General features: G+C 58.4%; 22 protein-coding genes. 10 read left to right on the top strand and 12 right to left on the bottom strand.

Annotated features, from left to right (window positions below; translation table 11 throughout):
• Nucleotides 1-7: 7 nt before the first annotated feature.
• Genes HY2_RS13950 through HY2_RS13940 form a run of 3 tightly spaced genes read left to right on the top strand, consistent with a single transcriptional unit; the run spans nt 8 to nt 3315 of the window.
• Nucleotides 8-502 (top strand): DUF3035 domain-containing protein, encoded by a 495-nt coding sequence (locus HY2_RS13950; protein WP_034828690.1) that lies wholly within the window; start codon nt 8-10, stop codon nt 500-502.
• A 49-nt stretch (nt 503-551) separates the two neighbouring features.
• Nucleotides 552-1907, top strand: coding sequence for a M16 family metallopeptidase (locus HY2_RS13945; protein ID WP_034828688.1), 1356 nt, complete (start codon nt 552-554; stop codon nt 1905-1907).
• Between the two features lies 1 nt (nt 1908).
• Complete coding sequence (locus HY2_RS13940; RefSeq protein ID WP_034828686.1) at nt 1909-3315, top strand: M16 family metallopeptidase; 1407 nt, start codon at nt 1909-1911, stop codon at nt 3313-3315.
• 3 nt (nt 3316-3318) lie between these two features.
• Here HY2_RS13940 and HY2_RS13935 read toward each other — a convergent pair whose 3' ends face one another.
• Nucleotides 3319-4269 (bottom strand): NUDIX hydrolase, encoded by a 951-nt coding sequence (locus HY2_RS13935; RefSeq protein ID WP_034828685.1) that lies wholly within the window; start codon nt 4267-4269, stop codon nt 3319-3321.
• Entirely contained in the window at nt 4266-4886 is a 621-nt protein-coding gene (locus HY2_RS13930) for an HD family hydrolase (RefSeq protein WP_233346074.1), read from the bottom strand. The genes HY2_RS13935 and HY2_RS13930 overlap by 4 nt, the downstream gene beginning before the upstream one ends.
• 457 nt (nt 4887-5343) lie before the next feature.
• On the opposite strand from HY2_RS13930, the gene HY2_RS17375 reads away from it, so the two are divergent.
• On the top strand, nt 5344-5493 hold the full coding sequence (locus HY2_RS17375) for a hypothetical protein (protein WP_155836564.1): 150 nt from the start codon (nt 5344-5346) through the stop codon (nt 5491-5493).
• A gap of 35 nt (nt 5494-5528) precedes the next feature.
• On the opposite strand, the gene HY2_RS13920 is transcribed toward HY2_RS17375, so the two are convergent.
• The 4 genes from HY2_RS13920 to ygfZ all read right to left on the bottom strand — a co-directional run bounded on the left by HY2_RS13920 (nt 5529) and on the right by ygfZ (nt 8469).
• Nucleotides 5529-6650: a beta-ketoacyl-ACP synthase III gene (locus HY2_RS13920; RefSeq protein WP_034828677.1), complete on the bottom strand. Its 1122-nt coding sequence runs from the start codon at nt 6648-6650 to the stop codon at nt 5529-5531.
• Nucleotides 6651-6774: 124 nt separating this feature from the next.
• The gene (locus HY2_RS13915) at nt 6775-7083 is read right to left on the bottom strand and encodes a hypothetical protein (protein WP_034828675.1); all 309 of its coding nucleotides are present in this window, start codon (nt 7081-7083) and stop codon (nt 6775-6777) included.
• Entirely contained in the window at nt 7080-7664 is a 585-nt protein-coding gene (locus HY2_RS13910) for a DNA-3-methyladenine glycosylase I (protein ID WP_034828673.1), read from the bottom strand. The genes HY2_RS13915 and HY2_RS13910 overlap by 4 nt, the downstream gene beginning before the upstream one ends.
• On the bottom strand, nt 7657-8469 hold the full coding sequence (gene ygfZ / locus HY2_RS13905) for a CAF17-like 4Fe-4S cluster assembly/insertion protein YgfZ (protein ID WP_051595060.1): 813 nt from the start codon (nt 8467-8469) through the stop codon (nt 7657-7659). The genes HY2_RS13910 and ygfZ overlap by 8 nt, the downstream gene beginning before the upstream one ends.
• 100 nt (nt 8470-8569) lie before the next feature.
• Here ygfZ and HY2_RS13900 point away from each other — a divergent pair, with 100 nt between their 5' ends.
• The 4 genes from HY2_RS13900 to HY2_RS13885 all read left to right on the top strand — a co-directional run bounded on the left by HY2_RS13900 (nt 8570) and on the right by HY2_RS13885 (nt 14347).
• Nucleotides 8570-9910, top strand: coding sequence for a dihydroorotase (locus tag HY2_RS13900; protein ID WP_112061199.1), 1341 nt, complete (start codon nt 8570-8572; stop codon nt 9908-9910).
• A gap of 120 nt (nt 9911-10030) precedes the next feature.
• On the top strand, nt 10031-10816 hold the full coding sequence (locus HY2_RS13895) for an ion transporter (RefSeq protein WP_034828664.1): 786 nt from the start codon (nt 10031-10033) through the stop codon (nt 10814-10816).
• 37 nt (nt 10817-10853) lie between these two features.
• Complete coding sequence (locus HY2_RS13890; RefSeq protein ID WP_034828662.1) at nt 10854-12728, top strand: feruloyl-CoA synthase; 1875 nt, start codon at nt 10854-10856, stop codon at nt 12726-12728.
• Between the two features lie 71 nt (nt 12729-12799).
• Nucleotides 12800-14347 (top strand): acetolactate synthase large subunit, encoded by a 1548-nt coding sequence (locus tag HY2_RS13885; RefSeq protein ID WP_034828838.1) that lies wholly within the window; start codon nt 12800-12802, stop codon nt 14345-14347.
• Between the two features lie 15 nt (nt 14348-14362).
• On the opposite strand, the gene HY2_RS13880 is transcribed toward HY2_RS13885, so the two are convergent.
• The gene (locus tag HY2_RS13880) at nt 14363-16387 is read right to left on the bottom strand and encodes a lytic transglycosylase domain-containing protein (RefSeq protein ID WP_051595059.1); all 2025 of its coding nucleotides are present in this window, start codon (nt 16385-16387) and stop codon (nt 14363-14365) included.
• Nucleotides 16388-16489: 102 nt separating this feature from the next.
• Between HY2_RS13880 and dapA the strand changes: the two genes are divergently transcribed.
• Both dapA and smpB read left to right on the top strand, forming a co-directional pair.
• Entirely contained in the window at nt 16490-17371 is an 882-nt protein-coding gene (dapA, locus tag HY2_RS13875; protein WP_034828660.1) for a 4-hydroxy-tetrahydrodipicolinate synthase, read from the top strand.
• A gap of 9 nt (nt 17372-17380) precedes the next feature.
• On the top strand, nt 17381-17860 hold the full coding sequence (smpB, locus tag HY2_RS13870) for an SsrA-binding protein SmpB (RefSeq protein ID WP_034794938.1): 480 nt from the start codon (nt 17381-17383) through the stop codon (nt 17858-17860).
• A 6-nt stretch (nt 17861-17866) separates the two neighbouring features.
• On the opposite strand, the gene HY2_RS13865 is transcribed toward smpB, so the two are convergent.
• From HY2_RS13865 to HY2_RS13850, 5 genes are all read right to left on the bottom strand, one after another.
• Nucleotides 17867-18280 carry a hypothetical protein gene (locus HY2_RS13865; RefSeq protein WP_146617209.1) on the bottom strand — a complete coding sequence of 138 codons (414 nt, stop codon included), beginning with the start codon at nt 18278-18280 and terminating at the stop codon, nt 17867-17869.
• Between the two features lie 4 nt (nt 18281-18284).
• Nucleotides 18285-18938, bottom strand: a complete 654-nt coding sequence (locus HY2_RS13860; protein ID WP_034828657.1) for a uracil-DNA glycosylase — start codon at nt 18936-18938, stop codon at nt 18285-18287.
• 32 nt (nt 18939-18970) lie between these two features.
• Nucleotides 18971-20782: a gamma-glutamyltransferase family protein gene (locus tag HY2_RS13855; protein WP_034828834.1), complete on the bottom strand. Its 1812-nt coding sequence runs from the start codon at nt 20780-20782 to the stop codon at nt 18971-18973.
• A 70-nt stretch (nt 20783-20852) separates the two neighbouring features.
• Nucleotides 20853-21026: a hypothetical protein gene (locus HY2_RS17370; protein ID WP_155836563.1), complete on the bottom strand. Its 174-nt coding sequence runs from the start codon at nt 21024-21026 to the stop codon at nt 20853-20855.
• Between the two features lie 11 nt (nt 21027-21037).
• Complete coding sequence (locus tag HY2_RS13850; protein WP_034828655.1) at nt 21038-21421, bottom strand: VOC family protein; 384 nt, start codon at nt 21419-21421, stop codon at nt 21038-21040.
• Nucleotides 21422-21458: the final 37 nt, after the last annotated feature.

Below are 21458 nucleotides of genomic sequence, written 5' to 3'. Positions count from 1 at the left end.
CCCTGATATGAAGAAACAGATTTTCCTTCTTGCTGCAGGCGTAGCGGTTGCCGCGTCAACAGCCTGCACCTCTTCCGGCAGTGGCGCACGCACACCGGACGAGTTCCGCGTCGTCACAATGGCGCCACTGACTGTTCCGCCAAACTACAAGCTGCGTCCGCCATCGGCTGGGGGATCTTTGCCACCGGAACTGGATGGCTCGCGCAATGAGACGGCGACAGCCTTTGGCACAACGATTGGCCAGGATGCCAGTGCATCCGAGCGCGCTCTTGTCGCTGCCGCGAATGCCAATGCGGTTGATCCGATCATTCGCACTGAAGTGGACTATGAAGAGACCAAGACGCTTCGTAAGCCCAAGAGCATTGCGGATCGTATCCTCTTCTGGCGTAGCGATGACGAAGAGACGATTGCCGGACTGGAAAGCGATAGCGCGACCGGCGGCGAAGAAGTCACCATCGAGCGGACCAATGAAAAAGCCCGCATCAAGCTGCCAGGAACCTGAGACGCCTGACCAATATGCATAATCTCGACATCTGAGAGGAAGAAAGCCCATGAAACGGATACTCACCGGGGGGCTTTTTGCGCTCTCGGCTGTCCTGTCTACTGCCAGCGCGGATGATACGGACTGGGCCCCGACCATATTCAGCCTGGACAATGGCATGGAAGTGGTGGTCGTGCCTGATCACCGCGCGCCCGTTGTCACACATATGGTCTGGTACAAGGTCGGCGCTGTTGATGAGGCCCCCGGTAAGTCCGGCCTCGCGCACTTGTTTGAACATATTATGTTCAAGGAGACGGATGATCTCGGCCCCGGCGAGTTTGATGACATTGTCTCCCGCAATGGCGGCGTGAACAACGCGTTCACCAGTTGGGACTATACGGCCTATTTCGAGCGTGTGGCCAAGCAGCATCTCGGCACGATGATGGCGCTGGAAGCTGAGCGCATGACGGATCTGATCATCAATGACGACCCCGAAGGCCCGTTCATTTCTGAACGCGACGTCGTGAAGGAAGAACGCCGCCAGCGCATCGACAACAATCCCGGTGTCATTCTGCAGGAAATGGTGCTCTCCGAATTGTGGAAGGGGCACCCCTATGAGATCACTGTTATCGGCAAGATGGACGAAGTCGCCGCGCTGACACCGGAAGACGGCATGGCCTTCTACAAGGAATATTACAGCCCGGAGAATGCCATTCTGGTGGTTGCCGGGGATGTCACGCCGGAAGAAGTCCGCGTGCTGGCAGAAGAGCATTATGGACGCATCAAGCCGACCGGCACCGCCCATGGCAATCGCAAATGGGAATCCGTGCCGCTGCTGACGGAAACCAAGGAGCTGGAATATTCCGATCCGAAAGTGCGCCAGCCGAGCTGGAGCCGCTATTACAATGGCACATCCGAAAGCCGCGACAGGGAGTTTTCCTACGCTCTCGATGTCGGCCTAGAAGTTCTGGGCGGCGGCATGACCAGCCGTCTCTACCAGTCTTTGGTGGAAGAGCAGAATGTTGCAATCAATGTGAATACGTTCGCTTGGACGACGCTGCATGATGAGGGCCCGGCCGTTATCAGTGCCAGCCCTGCACCGGGCGTGTCGCTTGAGGACCTGGAAATGGCCGTCATGACGGACCTTGAAGCGGTACTGACCGAAGGCTTCACGGATGAGGAAGTCGAACGCGCGCGCAACAAGCTGGCCGCGAGCGCGATCTATGCCCGCGATAGCCAGAGCAATATGGCCAATGTGTTTGGCTCCACACTGGCGCTCGGTGGCACGGTCGATGATGTGCTGGACTATCCTGACAATATCCGCGCCGTCACCACGGAAGAAGCGCTGGCCGCTGTCCGCAAGGTGTTTGGGCCTGACCGCCACTATATCGAGGCGCATCTGCTGCCTGCTGAGGGAGATTCCTGAGATGAAACGCATTGACCTCCTGGCCGGGGCTGCCCTGGCCATCATGCTGGCGGCGTGCACCACGGCAGAGCCTGTTACTACGCCTGAATTGACAGAAGATGTCACCGCCGAGCTGATTGAAGAAGAGGCCGGGCTGGACGTGACGACCCATGAAGGGGATTTCGCACAGATCCAACAATTCACGACGCCGGGCGGCGTTTCTGTCTGGCTGGTCTCTGAGCCGTCCATTCCAATCCTGTCAGTGGAACTGGCCTGGGAAGGCGGCGAGGCGTCTGATCCCGAAGGCATGGAAGGCTTGGCAGATGCCGTGGTCTATCACATGAATGAAGGTGCCGGGGATCTCGACTCGCTTGGCTTCCATATGCGGATGGAAGAGCTAAATATGAGCTTTGGCTGCAGCGCGTCCAATCTCTGGACATCCTGTTCCGCGTCCATGCTGACAGACAATGCGAGCGACGCGATGGACCTGATCGCTGAGGCCTTTGAAGATCCGCGTTTCGATGATGGTCCGTTCCAGCGTTTCGTGCGTGAGCAGCAGGTTTCGCTCAACACACGCGAGACCAATGCGGGCTATCTTGCCTGGCGTGCGCAGGCTCAGGCGCTGTATCCGGATCACCCGTTTGCGCGGGAAACCTCTGCAGACAGCATCGCTACGCTGACGCCGGAACTTGCCAAGGCGCATATGCGCAAGCTGATGGTGAAGGACCGTCTTCTGGTAACCGCGGTTGGGGCCGTGACGCCGGAAGAGCTGGCGCCAATGATCGATGAGATCGCGGCGAACCTGCCTGAGACGAGCGACCTGCCGGACATTCCCGCAATTGACTACACTGCCGCAAACGCTTTCGGGACAGTCGTTGTCGACCTGCCGCAGCCGCAAAGCCTGGTACAGTTTGTTGCGCCCGGTGTTGAGCGCAAGGATCCGGAATTCTTCCCGGCCTATGTGCTGAACTACACGTTTGGCGGCGGTGGCTTCAAGAGTCGCCTGATGGATACGCTGCGTGTCCAAAAGGGGCTGACCTATGGTGTCTACACATCCCTCAGTTCTGGTGAGAAATTCCAGTCCTGGAATGGCGGCGGCCAGACCAAGAATGAAAGCGCTGGAGACTTCATTGACGGCCTCAAAGAAGAGATGAGCAAGATCTCTGAAGGTGGCGTCACCGAAGAAGAACTGGCTGACGCCAAGGCTTACCTGATTGGTTCCTATCCGTTGGCATTTGACTCCAATGCCAAGATTGCCGGACAGATGATGTCTGTCCGGCAAGACGAGTTGGGCGTGGACTATTTTGATCGTCGTAACGCGATGGTTGAAGCTGTCACACTCGACGATGTGAATGTGGTTGCAGCCGAGTATCTCGCGCCCGACCGGTTCAGCTACATTGTGGTGGGTGAGCCAGAAGGCCTGGAATAGGGCCTAGTCCGCAGTCTTGCGCGGGGCTGACAGTCCAGACGTAGCCAGGCCCGCACTCTTGTCCCGGCAGAATCGATAGAGTTCTGCCGGGCGTCCGCCCGTACCTGTTTCCATGGCGCCGGTTCCGGTGACAAAGCCGGTCTTGTCCAGCGCACGGCGGAAATTCTGGGTGTGCAACGGCATACCCAATATAGCTTCCACAGTGCGCTGCAAGGCGCTGAGCGTGAAGCGCTCAGGCATCAGTTCAAACACGACCGGGCGGTATTTCAGCTTGCCGCGAAGGCGGGAAATGGCGGTCGCCAGAATGCGGCGGTGATCTGAGGCCATGACTTCTCCAAGGCGTACATCCGGCTTGGGCAGACCTGCATCGCGCGCACACTCGGCCACAAGCCCCGCTTCATAAAGCAATTCATATCTGTCTAGCACGCGTTCCTCTATCCAGCGCTCGCCTTCCAGCGCAAAGGCGAGGCGCGCGCGTTCCAGACGTTGATCATTGCCAAGCGCCCAGGTCATGAGGCGCGGGGCAATCTGCTCGTCAATCAGGGATGGGCGGCCATTGCGGTGATCTTCCCACGGAAAATATCTGTACCAGGACTGCCATTTTGCCTCGAAAGAGGCACCGGCAGGCCGGGCGTCCGGCGTTAGCGCCAGATATCCGACGGAGATCACGCGGGCATTGGGCGGCGCGCCAGCCAGTGTCGCTTCCGGTGTTTCCCGGTCCTTGTCGCCGAATGTGTAGAGTTGCTCGACATAGCCGAGCTCAAAGCCGGTTTGTTCTCTAACCCATCCGCGCAGGGACAGGTCAAATGTGCGGTGGCGTTCAGGATTGAACACGCCAAAGGGCAGGGCGTCTTCGCCTGTCTCTCGTTGGGTGACCAGAACCAGCGGCATGTCTTCCTCCGTCGCCACCATGACGGCGGACAGGCCAATCAGCAGTGGGATGGATGAGATCATGTAGCGGGCCCAATCTTCTTGTTGATCTGTTCGTAACGCTTCAGGAAAGCTTCCTGTGCCTCCGGAATCGCGCTGGGTTTCAGCTTCAGCCGAGTTTCTTGCGGCGGCTTGCCGAACAGCCGGTTGGATTCCGTCTCTGAGAAGCCTGCCAGTTGCACGGCCTCATGCCAGGCGCAGATCAAGTCAGCCTTCTTGATCAGGCGTTTCAATTTGAGCGGCGTCACAGGAGCGAGGCCAAAGCGGATGTGGATGGCTTCCTGCAGGCGGCCTTCAATGGATTTGTAGCTGTCTCCCAAAAGCGCCTTGAAGGGAGAGATCATGTCACCGATCACATATTCCGGTGCATCGTGCAGCAGGGCGGTAAGGCTGTGCTTCGCCGAGAGCTTTGGTTCCAGCTTTCGGCAGATTTGTTCCACCAGAACCGAATGTTCGGCCACGGAAAATGCATGCTCCCCCGTTGTCTGGCCGTTCCAGCGGGCCACACGGGCCAGGCCATGGGCGATATCCTCAATCTCGACATCCATTGGAGAGGGGTGGACAAGATCCAGCCGTCGGCCGGATAGCATACGCTGCCAAACCCTGGGTGTTTTTGTGGATTGCTTCACGTGCGCGGTCATCTCGTCTCCTCTTTAAGGCATTCGAGGCAGAGTGGCAAAAGGGTAAATCCTTTGGTTTCAGTGTTGTGTGCTATCTGTCGCCGCTATGTGCTTAGCTGGCTGAAAGCGGGAATACCCGGGGCAATCCGTGCGGCAAGGGATTCGTAGATAAGCTTTCATAGGGGGCGTTGGTTAGGAAGCATGAACCATATTTAAGAAAAGGGCATGTGGACGGATGAAATTCACAGCTTTCTGTGTTCATGAAAAATATGTTTCAAATCCTCGTGTTATGTCGCGTGCGTTAATTGTTCCGCATACGATGAACATAAGGGTAAACAAAAAACGGCTTTTCGGTTACGAAGTCATCGCTTTTCCGCCCCAATTAAAAAAGCAGCTGTTAAGGCGTTCAGGGCAGAAAGGTCACATCATATTCAGGACGACGCCCATCAGGTGTTTTCCGGCACAAAATGAGGTGACCATGCTTGAATCATTGACGACTGCTTTCTCGACCCAGGCAATTGCATTTGGTGTATTGCTGATGGGCTGTGGCATCGTCGTGGTTGAGGCTGTCCGTTCCAGCCGGGAAGTGCTTTGGGGCGACATGTTCATGGACGATCTGGACGATTGATCCGGATCGCCTGCCGCCCTTAAGGGCAAACTTTGTCAGGCAGATTTTTCGACAAACACCGTACCGGCGGAATAGCCCGCTCCAAAGGAACAGATAAGACCTTTGTCACCGGCGTTGAAATCGCCCGAATGCTTGTGGAATGCGATGATCGACCCGGCCGACGAGGTGTTGGCATAAGTATCCAGAACCGTTGGGCTTTCATCATCTGAAGCTTCACGGCCCAGAACCCTTGAAGAGATCAGACGGTTCATGTTGGCATTGGCCTGGTGCAGCCACATGCGGCGCAGGCCTTCCTTTTCCAATCCCAACTCATTCAAGTGCGCGTTGATCATCTCCGCCACCATGGGAACGACTTCCTTGAACACTTTGCGGCCTTCCTGCTTGAACAGTTTGTCCGGGGCATCAATGCCTTCCGGTGCGGCGCGGTTGAGGAAGCCGAAATTGTTGCGGATATTGTTGGAGAAGGATGTTTTGAGTTTCGTCCCGAGAATCTTCCAATGCTCGGCCGGGGCAAAATCCTTGTCTTCGACGAGAACCGCTGTTGCCACATCTCCGAAGATGAAGTGACTGTCGCGGTCAGTGAAGTTCAGATGCCCGGAGCAAATTTCCGGGTTCACCATTAACACAGATCGCGCGCTACCGGAGCGGACAAAGTCTGCCGCCGTCTGGATGCCAAACGTTGCGGAAGAACAGGCGACATTCATGTCAAAGGCAAAGCCGCCGCAGCCGAGAGCTTCCTGAACTTCAATGGCCATGGCGGGATAGGCGCGTTGCATGTTGGAAGCCGCGCAGATAACCGCATCCACGTCTTCAGGCTTGCGGCCGGCACGGGCCAGCGCCTCATGCGCAGCTTCTACAGCGATTTCTGCGAGGACAGAGATCTTTTCGTTCGGACGCTCAGGAATGCGGGGGGCCATGATGTCCGGGTCCAACACGCCGCTCTTGTTGATAACATAGCGGGATTTGATGCCGGAAGCCTTCTCGATGAACTCGACCGAGGAATGCGTCTTCGGCTCGATTGCGCCGGAGGCAATGTCTGCTTCGCGCTCAAGGTTCCAGTTATCGGCCCACTGGTTGTAGCTGTCGACCAGTTCTGAGTTCGAGATGGAGTGCGGCGGTGTCCATAGGCCTGTCGCCGAAATTACAGGGGTTTTCATCCTAGGCCCTCATGTTGCCACCCGCTGTTTCCGGGCGTTCTTGAATTGATTCTTAGGGAGTAGCGCGGGTTTGAGGATAGGTCGAGGCTGCTGCACAGAGAGAGGTACTGCGTAGGGGACAGGCTCAGTCGGGGATCTTCAGCCCGGATTCAACTGTCTGGCGAGCTTCATCAGAGGGGACCCCATGGGCTTCCAGTTTGGCTTGCTGTTCCTCAGCCCGTCGCTCTGCTGCCTCTCTGGACTCCATTTCCTGACGTTCACGCGCTTCAATCAGGGCCATCTCGGTTTGTATGCAGCGCTCGCGTATGTCCGGGTTAGGTGCCTTGCTGCATCGGCTCCAGGCTTCGGTTCGGCGCGTCTGATCGGCAGAGGCGCAAGCCTGAACCAGCAGAGGAGCGGAAATCAGGGCGGCGAGAAAGAGCGTGCGCTTCATTTGGACATGTCCTGAACAGCTTTGTGTCTGGGGCATGATACATCATGATCGTTGACCATACCAACAGCTTGCGCCCACGCATAGACAATCGTCGGGCCGACGAATTTGAAGCCACGCTTCTTCAGATCCTTTGACATGGTGGCGGACCAGTCGGTTTGCGTCGGCGCGTCCCTGAAATGCTTCCAGCGGTTTACGATTGGACTGCCTTCAACAAAGCTCCAGCAATAGTCTGAGAAGCTCTCGCCAGCTTCTTCCATGGCCAGATATAGCTGTGCGTTGCCTATGACCGCTTCAATCTTCTTAGGGCTGCGGATGATGCCGGGATTCTTCAGGGCCTTTTCTGCGCGTTTGGGCGTCCAGCGCGCCAGCTTTTCCGGGTCGAAATAGTCGAATTCCTCGCGGATCGTCTCGCGCTTGCGCAGGATGGTGATCCAGGAGAGTCCGGCCTGCATGCCGTCCAGCTGCAGCTTTTCCCAAAGGGCCCGGCCATCATATTCCGGCACGCCCCATTCGGTATCGTGATAGTCGCGATACACTTTGTTCGTCAGGGGGGCCCAGGCGCAGGGGAATGTTTCAGTCATTGGAAGCCTCTGTCGCATGTGCGTCGATCTCGGCGCGCTGACGTTCTGTCAGGTCAAACGTCACGGGCGCATCATTGCAGGTGAAGGCTTTGCCATCCTGCTCGGCTTTTGCCAGGCGGTCCGTACGGATCAGGGCGAGGCCGATATTGCCGGAGACACTCGTGATGGTGCCGATCGGCGCATCTGCCATTATGTCTGCGCCAGCTTCGAGATTGCTGCCCGACACTTTCACCGTGCGCTTGCGGATTTTGCCCTTGCGCTTCATGCGGCTGGCGACTTCCTGGCCTACAAAGCAGCCTTTCTTGTAGTCGATACCGTTCATCATATCCATGTTGATGTCGGTAGGGAAAACTTCTGCACCGCGATAGTCTGCGCCCCATTCCGGAATGCCAGCGGCGATACGAGCGGCGTGCCAGTCGTCTTCGGTCATTGGCTCACCGGCCATACCTGTGGGCGTGATCGCGCGGTGAGGCAGAGCCGTGGAGCGGACATCCACCCAGCTGCCTTCGGTCACGACATCTTCTTCCAGCCGGTCGATGGCAACATCATTGCGCATTCTGAACATCTTGAGGCGCTTTTCGAGGTCGTCCGCCGCGTCTGCATGGACATCGATATAAATGTTTTCCAGCGACAGCATGGCAAGATAATCGGCGATCACCTTGCCCTGCGGCGTCAACAGGGCACCATAGCGCATTTCACCAGTGTTCCAATTGTCGACAGAATGCGTCACCGTGCGACCAAGCAGGTGCAGCATGTCCGGTCCGGTCAGGCGAATGATGGCGCGATTGGGAAGAATACGTTTCATCTGCTTGTTGTAGGTAGGGTTGCAGACTGTCTCAAGAGCGCCTCTCCAGCATGACGGCACAGAAAACGGCCTTGACTAAACACCCTGACAGTTTCACCCCATCCTCATGACCTATGACTTGATCCTGAAGGGCGGCACGGTTGTGACGCCGGGCGGCACAGCCGAGACAGATATCGGCGTGCGTGGTGAGCGAATTGCCTTTATCGGAAACCTTTCCGGGGCAGAGGCCGCAGAGATTTATGACACGACCGGCCTGCACATCCTGCCGGGCGTGATCGACAGCCAGGTACACTTCCGCGAGCCGGGGATGGAGTACAAGGCAGACCTTGAAACCGAGGCACGCTCTGCCGCACTGGGCGGTGTGGTGGCCGTGTTCGAAATGCCGAACACCAATCCCACAACGACCACGCCGGATATGTTGCAGGACAAGCTGAACCGCGCGAAGGGCCGCATGGATGTGGACCACGCTTTCTATGCCGGGGCGACGCACGAGAATATCCACCTTCTGCCAGAAATGGAGAAGATGCTCGGCTGTTGCGGCGTGAAAGTGTTCATGGGCGCGTCCACCGGCGATCTGCTGATCAAGGATGATGAAGGTGTGGAGGCCGTGCTTCGCGCCATCAAGCGCCGCGCGGCATTCCACTCCGAAGACGAATACCGCCTGGAAGAGCGTCGCAAACTGGCCGTCACAGGCGACTGGCAGAGCCATATTGTTGTGCGTGATGTGGAGGCCGCCGTCAGTTCAACGCGGCGTCTGCTGCGCCTCGCCCGCAAGACTGGCAAGCGCATCCATGTGTTGCACATTTCGACCGCTGAAGAGATGGAATTGCTGCGCGATGCAAAGGATGTGGCCAGTGTTGAAGTGCTGCCGAACCACCTGACCCTTGCAGCGCCGGATTGCTATGAGCGCCTGAAGGGCTTTGCCCAGCAGAACCCACCCGTGCGCGAGCAGCGCCATCAGGATGCCCTCTGGCGCGCGGTGAATGCGGGCATTGTCGATGTGTTGGCAACAGATCACGCGCCGCACACACGTGAAGAGAAAGAGCGGCCCTATCCGGCCAGCCCGTCTGGTATGCCGGGGGTGCAGACACTGGTGCCGGTGATGCTGACCCATGTGAACAATGGAAAGCTGAGTCTGCAGCGCTTTGTCGAGCTGACCAGCGCCGGGCCGCAACGTGTTTTCGGCCTGGCCGACAAGGGCCGTGTTGCCGAGGGTTATCATGCCGACTTCACGGTCGTGGACCTGAAGCGGCAGGAGACGATCACGGAAGACTGGTCCAAATCCAAATGCGGCTGGACGCAATATGATGGTTTTGAAGCCACCGGCTGGCCCGTGGCGACCATCATCCGTGGCGGCTTCGTCATGCGTGACGGAGAGATTGTGAAAAAAGGCGGCGGTCAACCTGTACGCTTCAACGAGACTCTGGAGACCGCGGAATGAAAGCGAGACGACCTGACCAAGCAGTCACGGGCTTTACTTGACGCATTCAGCCCATGCAAACTGGGACAAAGCGGGCCGCGCCAATCTTGAGCGCGCACTCAGGCCGCTGGAGTTGGGGTAATGAAGCACGAACGCAAGGGGCTGAACCGGCAGCTGTTCTGGCTGTATGAAGGCCACGGGAAATGGCCTTTCATTTTCCGGTGGGCGATGCTGATTTTTGATGTTCTCAGCATCGGCTATTTTCTCTGGGCCCCCTTCGAGCATCGTGACCGAACCCATGTCGCATTTGACTATGTGATCGGGTCAATCATTGCCCTGGACTGGTTGGCCAGGTTTTACATTGCCCGCCATCGCTGGAACTATGTTGTCCGTCCGATCAATATTGCGGACATGATCGTCGTGTTCACGATGTTCGCGCCACTGCTGGTCTCCAATTTTGCCTTCCTGCGCATCTTGCGAGCGGTACGGGCCATCCGGGCGTTTACCTTCGTGCGTCGCATCAAGGTGCTGACGCCTTTCTTCCAGCGACATGAGCGCGTGATCGACAAGGTGACGAATCTTGTAGTCTTCGTCTTTATCATGGCTGCGGTGGTCTATTCCACGCAGGTCGGCGTGAATGATGGCATTCATACCTATATTGACGCGCTCTATTTCACCGTCACCAGCCTGACGACGACCGGCTATGGCGATGTGCTGATGGTGGGAACGCTGGGGCGTGTGCTGTCCATCCTGATTATGGGGCTGGGCCTGACACTGTTCCTGCAATTGCTCCGCGCGATTGTGGACCCCCGCGACAAGGTGGAACATGAGTGCGAGGAATGCGGCCTTACCTTGCATGAACGCGACGCAATCCATTGCAAGCATTGCGGAGAAGTGATCCATATTCCCACACGCGGCTTTGATTGACGCGACAAGATAAAATCGGGGATGAAACGCTGACACCATGGCTGACACGTCAGACATACCTTTTCGGGAAGTACCTTATCTGCCCCTGAAGCTGGAGGTCGACCGCCAACCAGATGGAACAATTTATCTGAACAATGGCCAGCCGCTAAAGGCGTGCCCCCCGCACATGCTGGCACCGCTGGTGAGATGGGCCGCCGAGCGGCCGGATACGGTGTGGCTGGCAGAGCGTGACCCGGAAAACTTCGCCGCCGAAGGCTGGAATACCGTCACCTATGAAGCGGGCCTCGCGTCCGTGCGCAGACTGGCGCAGGGCTTCCTGGATGCTGGGGGTGGGCAGTATGCGCCGCTGATGATCCTGTCGAAGAATTCCATCTCCAATGCGTTGATCATGTACGCCGCCATGTGGGCAGGCAGCCCGGCTGTGCCGGTGACACCAGCCTATGCGCTGCTCAGCGAAGATCTGGGGCGCCTGAAATATATCAATGGCCTGACACAGCCGAAATTCATCTATGTCGAGGACGGCGTTGACTATCAGCGCGCGCTGGACGGGATGGACCTGACAGAGCGTCTCGTCATCTATAGCGGCCGTGCGCCTGAGCGATGCGAGGCGGTGCGTCTTGAACAATTCATGCGCGCGCCGACCGAGGCCGTTGACGCGGCCTATGACAGGCTGACGCCGGATACGGTCGCCAAATACATGATGACGTCCGGCTCCACGGGTGAGCCAAAGGCGGTGATCAATCTGCAGGGCATGGTGGCTTCAAATGCACGGATGATACGCTCTGTCTGGGATGAAGACCGCCTCGATGAGCTTACAGGCGGCCCGCAGGTTATGTGCAATTTCCTGCCATGGAGCCACACCTATGGGGCGCACTCCATTTTGCACAATATGCTCGATTGGGGCGGAACGCTTTATATCGACCAAGGCGCGCCAACGCCTGGGCGCCTGCCGGAAATGCTTCGGAACCTGAAAGACGTTGCCACAACACAGCACACCACCGTGCCGGCGGCCTGGGCCGCCCTGGCGACGGAACTGGAGCGCGATGATGAACTGGCCGAGACGTTTTTCTCGCGCCTGATCTGTATGGCCTATGGCGGGGCGTCCATGGGGCAGGACATTTACGAGCGCATTCAGTCCGTGGCCGTGCGCATCACGGGCGAGCGCATTTCGCTCTCGGCAGGCTATGGTGCCACAGAGACGGCGCCGACCGCCTCCAATGTTCATTGGCCGAATGATCGGATGGGCCTGATCGGCCTGCCGCTGCCGGGCAACACGTTCAAGATGGTGCCCAATACCGAGAAGATGGAACTGCGCGTCAAGGGCGTAAATGTGACCCCCGGCTATTTCCGCAATGCCCAAAAGACGGCAGAGGCCTTTGACGAAGAAGGCTTTTACAAGCTGGGCGATGCCGTGAAGTTCGTGGACCCGAACAAGCCGGAGCGCGGGCTGGCCTTTGATGGCCGCACGGCAGAAGAGTTCAAGTTGGCAAATGGCACATGGGTGTCGGCGGGCACCGTGCGCGTACAGGCCGTTGCCGCGACAGGCGGTGCCCTGGCGGATGCTGTCGTCTGTGGGCTAAACAAGAATGATGTGCGTCTTTTGGGCTTTCTGAACGAAGCTTGGTGCAAGCGGTTGGTCGGCAAAGAAATGCCGCTAAGCGATTTGATTCGGCATCCAGACGTGATTGCGAAGATTCGCGGCGGGCTGGAGGCGCACAACAGGCATCACCCGAACGCGTCGGCGCGGATTGCACGTATTCTGTTGCAGGCCGAACAACCCCGCGCGGATGACGGAGAGATTACCGAAAAGGGCTATATCAACCAGTCCCGCACGCAGGTCCTGCGGCAGGATCAGGTTGAATTGCTCTATGCAGAAGACAGCGCAGCGCAGGACACGCTCCTGATCCTGTAAGCGACAGAACACAGCATCAAGAACCAGATACTTCAGAGGGAACACCAATGACCGATCAACCCATTCAGAAGATGACCGGAGCCGAGGCGCTCGTCTCCACACTGGCAGATCATGGCGTGAAAGCCTGTTTCGCCAATCCCGGTACATCCGAGATGCACCTTGTCACAGCGTTGGACCATGAGCCGCGTATCAAGTCCGTACTCTGCCTGTTCGAGGGTGTGGCAACTGGTGCCGCAGATGGTCATGCGCGTGTCACTGGCGACCCGGCCATGACGTTGCTGCATCTTGGCGCAGGGTATCTGAATGGCGGGGCAAACATCCATAATGCGCGCCGAGCCTGGACGCCAATGATCAATGTGATCGGCGATCATGCTGTGCCTCACCAGCGCTATGATGCACCGCTGACCTCTGACATTACCGGTATGGCTGGGCCGAACTCCAACTGGATCAAATCGGCAGACAAGGTTAGCGCGGTCGGCGAAATGGCCGCTGAGGCATGGGAGGCAAGCTTTGGCCCGGTGGCGGGGCCTGTGTCTCTTGTGCTTCCTGCAGACACGGCCTGGCTTGAAGGCGGCAAACCCGGCAAGGCGCGCGTGCGTCCTACGCTACGTAAGCCTGATGGCGCCCGCATAGAAGCAGCTGCAGCCGCTGTGAAGTCCGCCAGCAAGCCTGTCATCATCATCAGTGGCACAGCCCTGACGGAGGCTGGTATCGCGCAGGCTGCTCGTGTGAAGGCGGCAGGTGTACGTGTGCTGACGGATACCTTTTTCCCACGCCAGGCCCGCGGCGCAGGGCGCTTTATCCCGGACCGGATGCAATATTTTGCCGAAGGGGCGATGACGGATCTTGAAGGCTCAGACCTGATGCTGATTGCCGGTACGCAGGTGCCCGTCGCCTTCTTCTCCTATCCGGGCAAGCCCAGCGTACTCGTACCGGAAGGCTGTACACCCATGATACTTGGCGGTCCCGAATCCGATAGCGCCGCTATTCTGGAGGCCCTGGCCGATGCCCTCGGTGCGAAGGAAGCGGCCGATGTCGCGGTTCTGGAAATGCCGGGTCTGCCGTCTGGAGACTTGAATGCGATGACCGTTGCAGCCTCCATCGTAAGGCACATGCCGGAGGGCACCTTCGTCTCTGATGATGGCGTGTCAAATGGCCTGCCATGCTTCCTGATGACCCAACGCGCTCGGCCGCATGAATGGATGATGCTGACAGGTGGTGCGATCGGGCAGGGCATGCCGCTAGCCCTCGGCGCGTCTCTGGCTGCACCTGATCGCAAGACGCTGTGCATCTCTGGCGATGGTGCAGGCATGTATACCAATCAGGCGCTGTGGAGCATGGCGCGAGAGGGCGCGAATGTCGTGAATGTCGTCTTTGTGAATCACTCCTACCGTATCCTGAATATTGAGCTTGCCCGTACCGGGGCTGGCAATCCAGGACCGGTGGCACAGGATCTGCTTGGTCTTGGCCACCCGGAAATTGATTGGGTGAAACTGTCGGAAGCGCAAGGCGTTCCGGCCGTTAATGCGACCGATGCGGAAGAGTTTGACGCCGCACTGGAGCGCGCCTTTGCGGCGGACGGGCCACAATTGATTGCTGCGCACGTTCCTGCACGATAAGTCTGGCGGGGCGGGTTATTCCCGCCCGCGCTTCAGGTCTTCTTCAATCTGGATTTCAACCGGCTCACCCAGCAGGCGCTGACGGTAAACCTGTGTGTTTTCCAGCACACGCTGCACATAGTTGCGTGTCTCAGAGAATGGAATGAACTCCACCCAGTCGATCGGATCGACCTGCCCTGTGCGCGGATCACCATAATCCTCCGCCCATTGGCGCGGACGTGACGGCCCGGCATTATAGGCCGCCGCTGTCATGATGTAGCTACCATTGAAGCGCGACAGCAAAGTGTCGAGGTGCTGGCCGCCAAGTGTCATGTTATAGCCTGGGTCGTCTGTCAGCCAGGATTTGCGGTAAGGCAGGCCGCTCATCTTTGCCTCGCGTGAGGCAGTGGCCGGCATGAACTGCATCAGGCCGCGTGCGCCGACATGGCTGATCGCGTTCGGGTTCATCTCGCTTTCCTGACGTGACAGGGCCAGCATCAGCGGGCGTTCCACTTGCGGCTCCTTCAGTAGCGGATAGGCAACCACGGGATAGGCCGCATCTGTCGCAACGATACCCTTGGCAAGGCCTGCTTTTGCCCCGCGCACGCCGACATCCGGCACCTGATATTCTGTCGCCATACGGGCAAGCAACAGATAGTCGGCTTCGCTCGTCAGCAAGTCGTCCAAATGATAGGCGAACTGACGGAACAGTCTGTCTTCCCCCGCCTCTCCCAGAAGGCGCAGCGCTCGCACCATAGGGCGGCTTTCAAAGGCCTCGATCTGTTCCGGCGTCGGGTCGACAGATTTTACGAAGTCTAGTTTCTTGTCGCCAAGGCGCTCGGCCGCCAGCTGTCCATAATAGGTGAATTTGTGCTCGGCTGCTGCGCTATAGCTTGTGCGGGCGTTCGCCGGGTCGCCCAGCGCATCCTTGGCGCGGCCGGCCCAATACTTGCCCCGGGCCAGGCTGATCGGTGTCGAGACGCCATCTGACATGGTTTCAAAATGCTGCAGACTGCGGTGTGCATCATTGGTCAGGCGCAGCGCGATCCAGCCGGAGACCCATTCAGCCTCGGCAAAGTCTGCGCCGGACTCCATGCCGTGCGGCGCGGCCAGTTGATAGGCCCGCGTCCAGTTACCGTCCTTCAGGTCGGTTCGGATGGCAATGTTACGCTCGTCCCAGAGCCGCGAGCGCCCGGCTTCGGGCACATCATTGCCATCAATTTCGGTCAGCAGTGGCGTTGCGAGATCCTGATTGCGCAGCTTCTGGCGGCGCCATTTGGCGCGCTCGTAAAGAAGTCCGGGGTTGTCCTGCAGATGTGCGGGCACGGCATTTACCAGTGCGTCCACATCGCGGGAGCGGGCGGCCAGACCGATGCGAGCGTCTACCAGTTTCTGATAGTCGGCAGTCAGCAGGTATTTCAGTTTCGAGGCTGATGTGCGCTGGTTAGTCCAGAGCAAAAATTCAACGCGGGCTCGATGGTCCTCCTGGGTCAACTGATTACCATAATCAGCCAGAACCTTGCGTTCCGTATCACGATCCATCGAATTGTTGTGCCAGGCATCGCGGATTGTTTCGAAGGCTTTGCCGGGTTCTCCAATGGCTTTCCAGCTTTCGGCCAGCGCGACCTTGCCGGCGCCGGTTATCGGGCCTGATTTGGTTAGCCAGTCGATACGTTCCTTGTGGCTATAATTGGACTCGCCGATAATCTCTTCCGCGCGGCGCTGCATGGCAGAGGTTCGCGGCCAGTCATTCAGCTTTTCCAGCGCAAACGAGATTTCCGAGAAATTCATGCCCGGAACGCCCTGGCTGGCGCGGACCCACATGATGAGGTTGCGCACATCCGGATCAGAGGTCTGGGACTGCAAACGGGCCACTGTGGGCCAGTCATAACTACCTGCAGCTTTCAGCGCCTTGTGCAGGATTTCCGCATTTTTGGCGTCTGTGACCTGGGATTGATAGGTGCGCGCAGGTTTCAGGCTCGGCGTTTCAGGTACGCCCGCAGCAGCAGCGCCCTGCGCCAGCACGGCAATTGAGGCAAGAATGGCAAGGGGTCGCATCATGTTACAGCTCAGCGGAGTTTATTTCTTGGCCAAAGCGTGAGAAGGCTTTGGCGGTTTATATTCGAACAAAACAAACAACACCTGAATCGCGGCAAATTTACGATGTTTCATGGCTCAATCCCAGCTCTCGTCACTCCTTTCAGAAATGGTGCCGTTGACCGGGACGCGTTCGCAGCGCTGGTAGAACGCCAGATTGCGGGCGGTTCCAGTGCGCTCGTCCCCGTCGGAACCACAGGCGAGACGTCCACACTGTCCACCCAAGAACATAAAGATGTCGTAACGCTTTGTGTTGAAATTACCAAAGGCCGCGTGCCCGTTATCGCCGGGGCCGGGGCCAACGCAACAGATGAGGCGATCGAGTTGGTCGAGCACGCCAAGGCGGTCGGCGCTGATGCAGCGCTTGTTGTTTGCCCTTATTACAACAATCCCAATCAGGACGGGCTGATCGCCCATTTCAAGGCGATCAATGACGCAGTTGCCCTGCCCATTCTGCTCTATAATGTGCCCGGTCGTACCGTTGTAGACCTTCAGCCTGCCGCTGTGGCCCAATTGGCGCAATTACCGAACATTGTCGGCATCAAGGATGCGGCAGGCGATCTCGCCCGGGTCAGCCAGCATGCTGCCGCCATTCCGGAAGGCACACAGTTCGTGCAATTGTCGGGCGATGACCCGAGCGCGCTCGGCTTTCTCGCCATGGGCGGCATGGGCTGCATCTCGGTTACGGCCAATGTTATGCCGGATGCCTGCGCCGCAATGCACACTGCTTTCCATGCCGGAAATCTGGATGAGGCTCGTGCGATTGAGCGCAAGCTGATCCGCCTTCACAAGGCGATGTTCTGCTCGCCATCGCCCGGCCCGGCGAAATATGCTCTCTCCAAGCTTGGCCTGTGCACCGATGAGGTGCGCCTGCCGATTACGCCGCCCAGTGCAGAAAAACGAGCGGAAATTGATCAGGCCATGGCAAGTGCGGGCCTGAGCGCCTAAATCAGGTCCATGTCAAAGAAGAACCAGGCAAAAGGCCGCTCGGATGGGTTGGTCGCGGAAAACCGCCGCTCCCGCCGCGATTACGCGGTTGAGGATACGCTGGAGGCTGGCATCATGCTGGTCGGCTCTGAGGTAAAGTCCCTTCGTGAGGGCAAGGCCAATATTGCCGAAGCCTATGTCAGCCCGGAAGATGGCGGCCTCTATCTGATCAATGCTGATATCCCGATCTATAATGCGGCAAACCGCTTCAACCATGAGCCCAAGCGCAAACGGAAGCTGCTCGTCTCCAAACGGGAACTGGCGAAGCTGACCCAGGGCGTTGATCGCGCGGGCCGTACAATTGTGCCTCTGAAGCTCTATTTCAATGAACGCGGCCTTGCGAAACTTCTTATCGGCCTCGCCACAGGTCGCAAGAGCCATGATAAGCGCGACGTAGAAGCCAAGCGTGACTGGCAGCGCCAGAAGGCACGTATCCTGAAGGAAAGTTAGCCGCGCCTAGAACAGCTGCCGCATGGGCTGGCACTGTGCGTCAAGGCGGTGGGTCCAGATCTGGCTGGCATTATACAGGCGCACCAGGCTTATCGTGCCATCCAGCCTGTTTACGGACCCGCTCAGGAATTCTTCGTCTTCCGGCAGCTGGCCTGTAAGTGCGAACGCGTACTCGCTGGGTGAGGCGTCATAGATTTCGTACAGGCCATCGAATACTGACGCGCCGCTGATCTCTACAGTTCCGTCTGACAGGATTACGGCAAAGCGGGGGACGTATATCTCTTCGTCTCCTGTCTCTTCCGACATGAATACGCCGTCGCACATCATGTCCGTAGACGGGACTTCCTGAGCTTGCGTGCCGGGGCATGCAAGGGCGCTAAAAATGGCTGCGATGACAAGAGGGCTGCCGGAAACCTTCACGCGCTTACCCCGTTACCTTTTTCGCCATTGCAAAGACGTCTTCGAACATCTCTGCCGTCAGGCGGCCGGTGTTCGTATTGTAGCGGCTGCAGTGGTAGGATGAGATCAGCGCCACCTTGCGGCCGTCAATCTCCACATTGTAATGTGTTCCGTGTCCGAACGGATAATCCTTGAGTTTCAGGCCCAGCGTTCGCACGGTCGAATCGTGGGAAATCTTGCCAAGGCAGACCATCGCTTTCAGTTTGGGCAGGGCATCAATGCGGGCGGTCAGGAACTGGCGGCACTGATTGATCTCGGCGCCGACCGGCTTGTTCTGCGGCGGGACACAGCGCACGGCATTGGTAATCATTGCACGTTTCAGCTTCAGCCCGTCATCCGGGCGCGCATCGAACTTGCCCGTCGAATATCCGAACTTGTCGATTGTCGCATAGAGCAGGTCACCGGCCCAGTCGCCCGTGAAAGGCCGGCCTGTGCGGTTCGCTCCGGTCACACCCGGCGCAAGGCCGATGATCAGAAGCTCTGCCGTCTCCGGCCCGAAGCTCGGCACGGCGCCATTGAACCAGTCCGGATGTTTCTCTGCCACTTCTTCCCGATACGCGACAAGACGCGGGCAAAGAGGGCAGTCGGCAGGGGCTTCGGGAGGGATCGTGTTCGTCATACGCCCTCCCTAACCGGCGTTGCTTTCACTGCCTAGTACCCATCCGCGCTGCCATCCTTGCGCATTTCGGTGGCGGCGATCCAGGCGCCGGACTCAAAGTCGCGCATGATGGCCTGATATCCGCCGGCATTGGCCTTGCAACAGTCGACTGTATGGCCGCGCGCCTCCAGTTCGGCGCGGGTTTTCGGCGGGATGCCGCTTTCCAGATGCACGATGCCCATATCGGTTTCGCAGGTATCGCCGGTGAGGTCGTTCGTCGGCTCGCACCCGCCGGTATGTTCCCAGCGCGCCGTATCGCCTGCTTCCTGCAGGCCCATATCGTAATCGACGAGGTTCAGGATGACCTGCACATGACCCTGGGGCTGCATCCCGCCGCCCATCAGGCCAAAGCTCAGCCAGGGTTCGAACGGGCAGGCCTGCTCAATCGGCTCGGCGCGGACCTGGCAGCCCGGCATGTCTTTCTTGAAGGCAAAGGCCGGGATGATCGTGTGGAAAGGGCGCTTGCCCGGTTCCCAGACATTCGGATGGTCCGGGTCCAGGCTGAACAGCTGGCCGCGATCCTGGAACATGAAGCCCATGCCGTCCGCGACGAGGCCGGAGCCCATGCCGCGATAGTTCGACTGAATCAGCGAGACCATCATGCCGTTCTTGTCCGTCACGGTGAGATAGGTTGTGTCGCCATCCTTGAGCTTGGCGTCAGCCTCGGCAAAGCCGGGTGCCGGGGGAGCCATGGCTTTTGCCAGATCAATCTGGCCTGCTCTCTCTGCGTTATAGCCGGGGCGAATGAAAACTTCCGGTTCAATTCCGGAATATTCCGGATCGGCATAGCCTGCAGCCCGGTCCGCAAAAGCCAGCCGCTTGGCCTCCACCTGCGCCATGATGCTGTCGGCTGAGCCGAAGCCCATGGACCGCAAATCAAACCGTTCCAGCATTTGCAACATCTGCAGCGCGGCGATGCCCTGCGTGTTTGGCGGCAGTTCGCACACTTTGTAGTTCGCGCGATAGGTGACGCAGACGGGCTCTACCCATTCGCCGGTATGACTGGCGAAATCGTCATAGGTCAGGAAGCCATCAATGCGCTCGAAATAGTCATTCATTCGGTGCGCGAGGCTGCCCTTGTAGAATGCGTCGCGTCCGCCTTCGGCAATCTGGCTCAGCGTGTCGGCCAGATCCGGATTGCGGAACAGGCTGCCTTCTATGGGCGCAGGGGAGAAATAGGTTTTCCTGGCATTCTCATACTCTTCAAGCATGCCGCTCTCATAGGCAGGCTCAAAGCGTTTGGGGCCAAAGCTCCAATAATAGGAAATGACTTCGGGGATCGGCGCGCCTTCGCGGGCATAGGTGATGGCGGGCTTCAGATTGTCCGCCATCGGCTTCTTGCCGAACCGTTCATGCAGCGTGAACCAGCCCTCGACGGTCCCGGGCACGGTGACAGGCGCGGCGCCGAAGGGCGGGATTTCCTCGCCGTCCATGAACTCATCCGCCTTGGCCTGCATCTCGGCAAGCGTCGCGCCCTTCGCGCTGCGGCCTGAGCCATTGTAGCCGTAAAGCTGCTGCGTTTCCGGGTCCCAGACAATTGCGAACAGGTCTCCGCCAATACCGTTTCCCGTCGGCTCGACCAAGCCAAGCATCGCATTCGCGGCAATTGCGGCGTCGACCGCCGAGCCGCCGGATTTCAGCACATCGAGTGCTGTTTGCGTCGCCAGCGGATGGGCGGTCGCCGCCGCGCCATTCGGGGCGACGACCGCTGAGCGCACGCCCAGATCACGCCCGGTTGGCATCCGGTCTCCCGGGCCGGGCGGTGTGGCCTTGGTGTCTTGCTCTGCAATCTCAATGGAGACCATGCTGGTCTGGGTGACCTTAGCATTGGCCTCCATTTCGGTTTCCGGGGCCGGCTCAGTGCTGGCGCAGGCGCTAAGCCCCGCCGCCAGAGCGACCATAGCGATCATGCGGACTGGTTTCATCTGCCTCACCTCTCCTGTTTGAGGGAGAGCTTAGCGTGTTACGTCCGATAATCGAGTCTCCATTGGGAAGAAGATAGGCATCCCGCAGGCCCCATCCGCGACCAAAGCTGCTCCAGACAGGCATGCATCCTTCCTTCAGCTGTAGCTGACAACCTCCCATTCGATGTCATCCTCGTCATGGAAATAGAAGCGGCTGCCGGGATCATAGGTCTGGTGGTTGTGGGTCTTGTAGCCTGCCTCCAAAATCACTTTCTCCGATGCGTCCAGATCATTCACGACAATGCCGAAATGATTGATGGAGCCGATCCGATAATAGCTTTCTGAGTCGGCCTGGGCGCTCTCGGGCAAGGTGTAGAGAGCAATGTAGGCATCATCCGTGCCCACATGGACCGTATAGCCATCATATTTCGCAGGGCCTTCCCAGCGGATCTTCCAGCCAAACAGCTTCACCAGCATGGCGGCGGTTTTCTTCGGGTCTGCAACGGTGACATTCACGTGTTCGAATATCGGGGTGCTCATGATTTCAACTCCATTCTGGCTTGGTCAATTGTCTGAT

Origin of the sequence: Hyphomonas pacifica (assembly GCF_000682675.1) — a bacterium.
Lineage (GTDB): Bacteria > Pseudomonadota > Alphaproteobacteria > Caulobacterales > Hyphomonadaceae > Hyphomonas > Hyphomonas pacifica.
This window is presented reverse-complemented; position numbering and strand designations above follow the sequence as displayed.

Bases quoted from the DNA above. Each gene is read 5' to 3' on its own strand.
- HY2_RS13920 (WP_034828677.1), bottom strand. From the start codon at position 6,650: ATGAAAACCCCTGTAATTTCGGCGACAGGCCTATGGACACCGCCGCAC.
- HY2_RS13915 (WP_034828675.1), bottom strand. From the start codon at position 7,083: ATGAAGCGCACGCTCTTTCTCGCCGCCCTGATTTCCGCTCCTCTGCTG.
- HY2_RS13935 (WP_034828685.1), bottom strand. From the start codon at position 4,269: ATGATCTCATCCATCCCACTGCTGATTGGCCTGTCCGCCGTCATGGTG.
- HY2_RS13885 (WP_034828838.1), top strand. From the start codon at position 12,800: ATGACCGGAGCCGAGGCGCTCGTCTCCACACTGGCAGATCATGGCGTG.
- HY2_RS13850 (WP_034828655.1), bottom strand. From the start codon at position 21,421: ATGAGCACCCCGATATTCGAACACGTGAATGTCACCGTTGCAGACCCG.
- ygfZ (WP_051595060.1), bottom strand. From the start codon at position 8,469: ATGAAACGTATTCTTCCCAATCGCGCCATCATTCGCCTGACCGGACCG.
- smpB (WP_034794938.1), top strand. From the start codon at position 17,381: ATGTCAAAGAAGAACCAGGCAAAAGGCCGCTCGGATGGGTTGGTCGCG.
- HY2_RS17370 (WP_155836563.1), bottom strand. From the start codon at position 21,026: ATGCCTGTCTGGAGCAGCTTTGGTCGCGGATGGGGCCTGCGGGATGCC.
- HY2_RS13855 (WP_034828834.1), bottom strand. From the start codon at position 20,782: ATGGTCTCCATTGAGATTGCAGAGCAAGACACCAAGGCCACACCGCCC.
- HY2_RS13930 (WP_233346074.1), bottom strand. From the start codon at position 4,886: ATGACCGCGCACGTGAAGCAATCCACAAAAACACCCAGGGTTTGGCAG.
- HY2_RS13860 (WP_034828657.1), bottom strand. From the start codon at position 18,938: ATGACGAACACGATCCCTCCCGAAGCCCCTGCCGACTGCCCTCTTTGC.
- HY2_RS13910 (WP_034828673.1), bottom strand. From the start codon at position 7,664: ATGACTGAAACATTCCCCTGCGCCTGGGCCCCCCTGACGAACAAAGTG.
- HY2_RS13880 (WP_051595059.1), bottom strand. From the start codon at position 16,387: ATGATGCGACCCCTTGCCATTCTTGCCTCAATTGCCGTGCTGGCGCAG.
- HY2_RS13940 (WP_034828686.1), top strand. From the start codon at position 1,909: ATGAAACGCATTGACCTCCTGGCCGGGGCTGCCCTGGCCATCATGCTG.
- dapA (WP_034828660.1), top strand. From the start codon at position 16,490: ATGTTTCATGGCTCAATCCCAGCTCTCGTCACTCCTTTCAGAAATGGT.
- HY2_RS13895 (WP_034828664.1), top strand. From the start codon at position 10,031: ATGAAGCACGAACGCAAGGGGCTGAACCGGCAGCTGTTCTGGCTGTAT.
- HY2_RS17375 (WP_155836564.1), top strand. From the start codon at position 5,344: ATGCTTGAATCATTGACGACTGCTTTCTCGACCCAGGCAATTGCATTT.
- HY2_RS13945 (WP_034828688.1), top strand. From the start codon at position 552: ATGAAACGGATACTCACCGGGGGGCTTTTTGCGCTCTCGGCTGTCCTG.
- HY2_RS13890 (WP_034828662.1), top strand. From the start codon at position 10,854: ATGGCTGACACGTCAGACATACCTTTTCGGGAAGTACCTTATCTGCCC.
- HY2_RS13950 (WP_034828690.1), top strand. From the start codon at position 8: ATGAAGAAACAGATTTTCCTTCTTGCTGCAGGCGTAGCGGTTGCCGCG.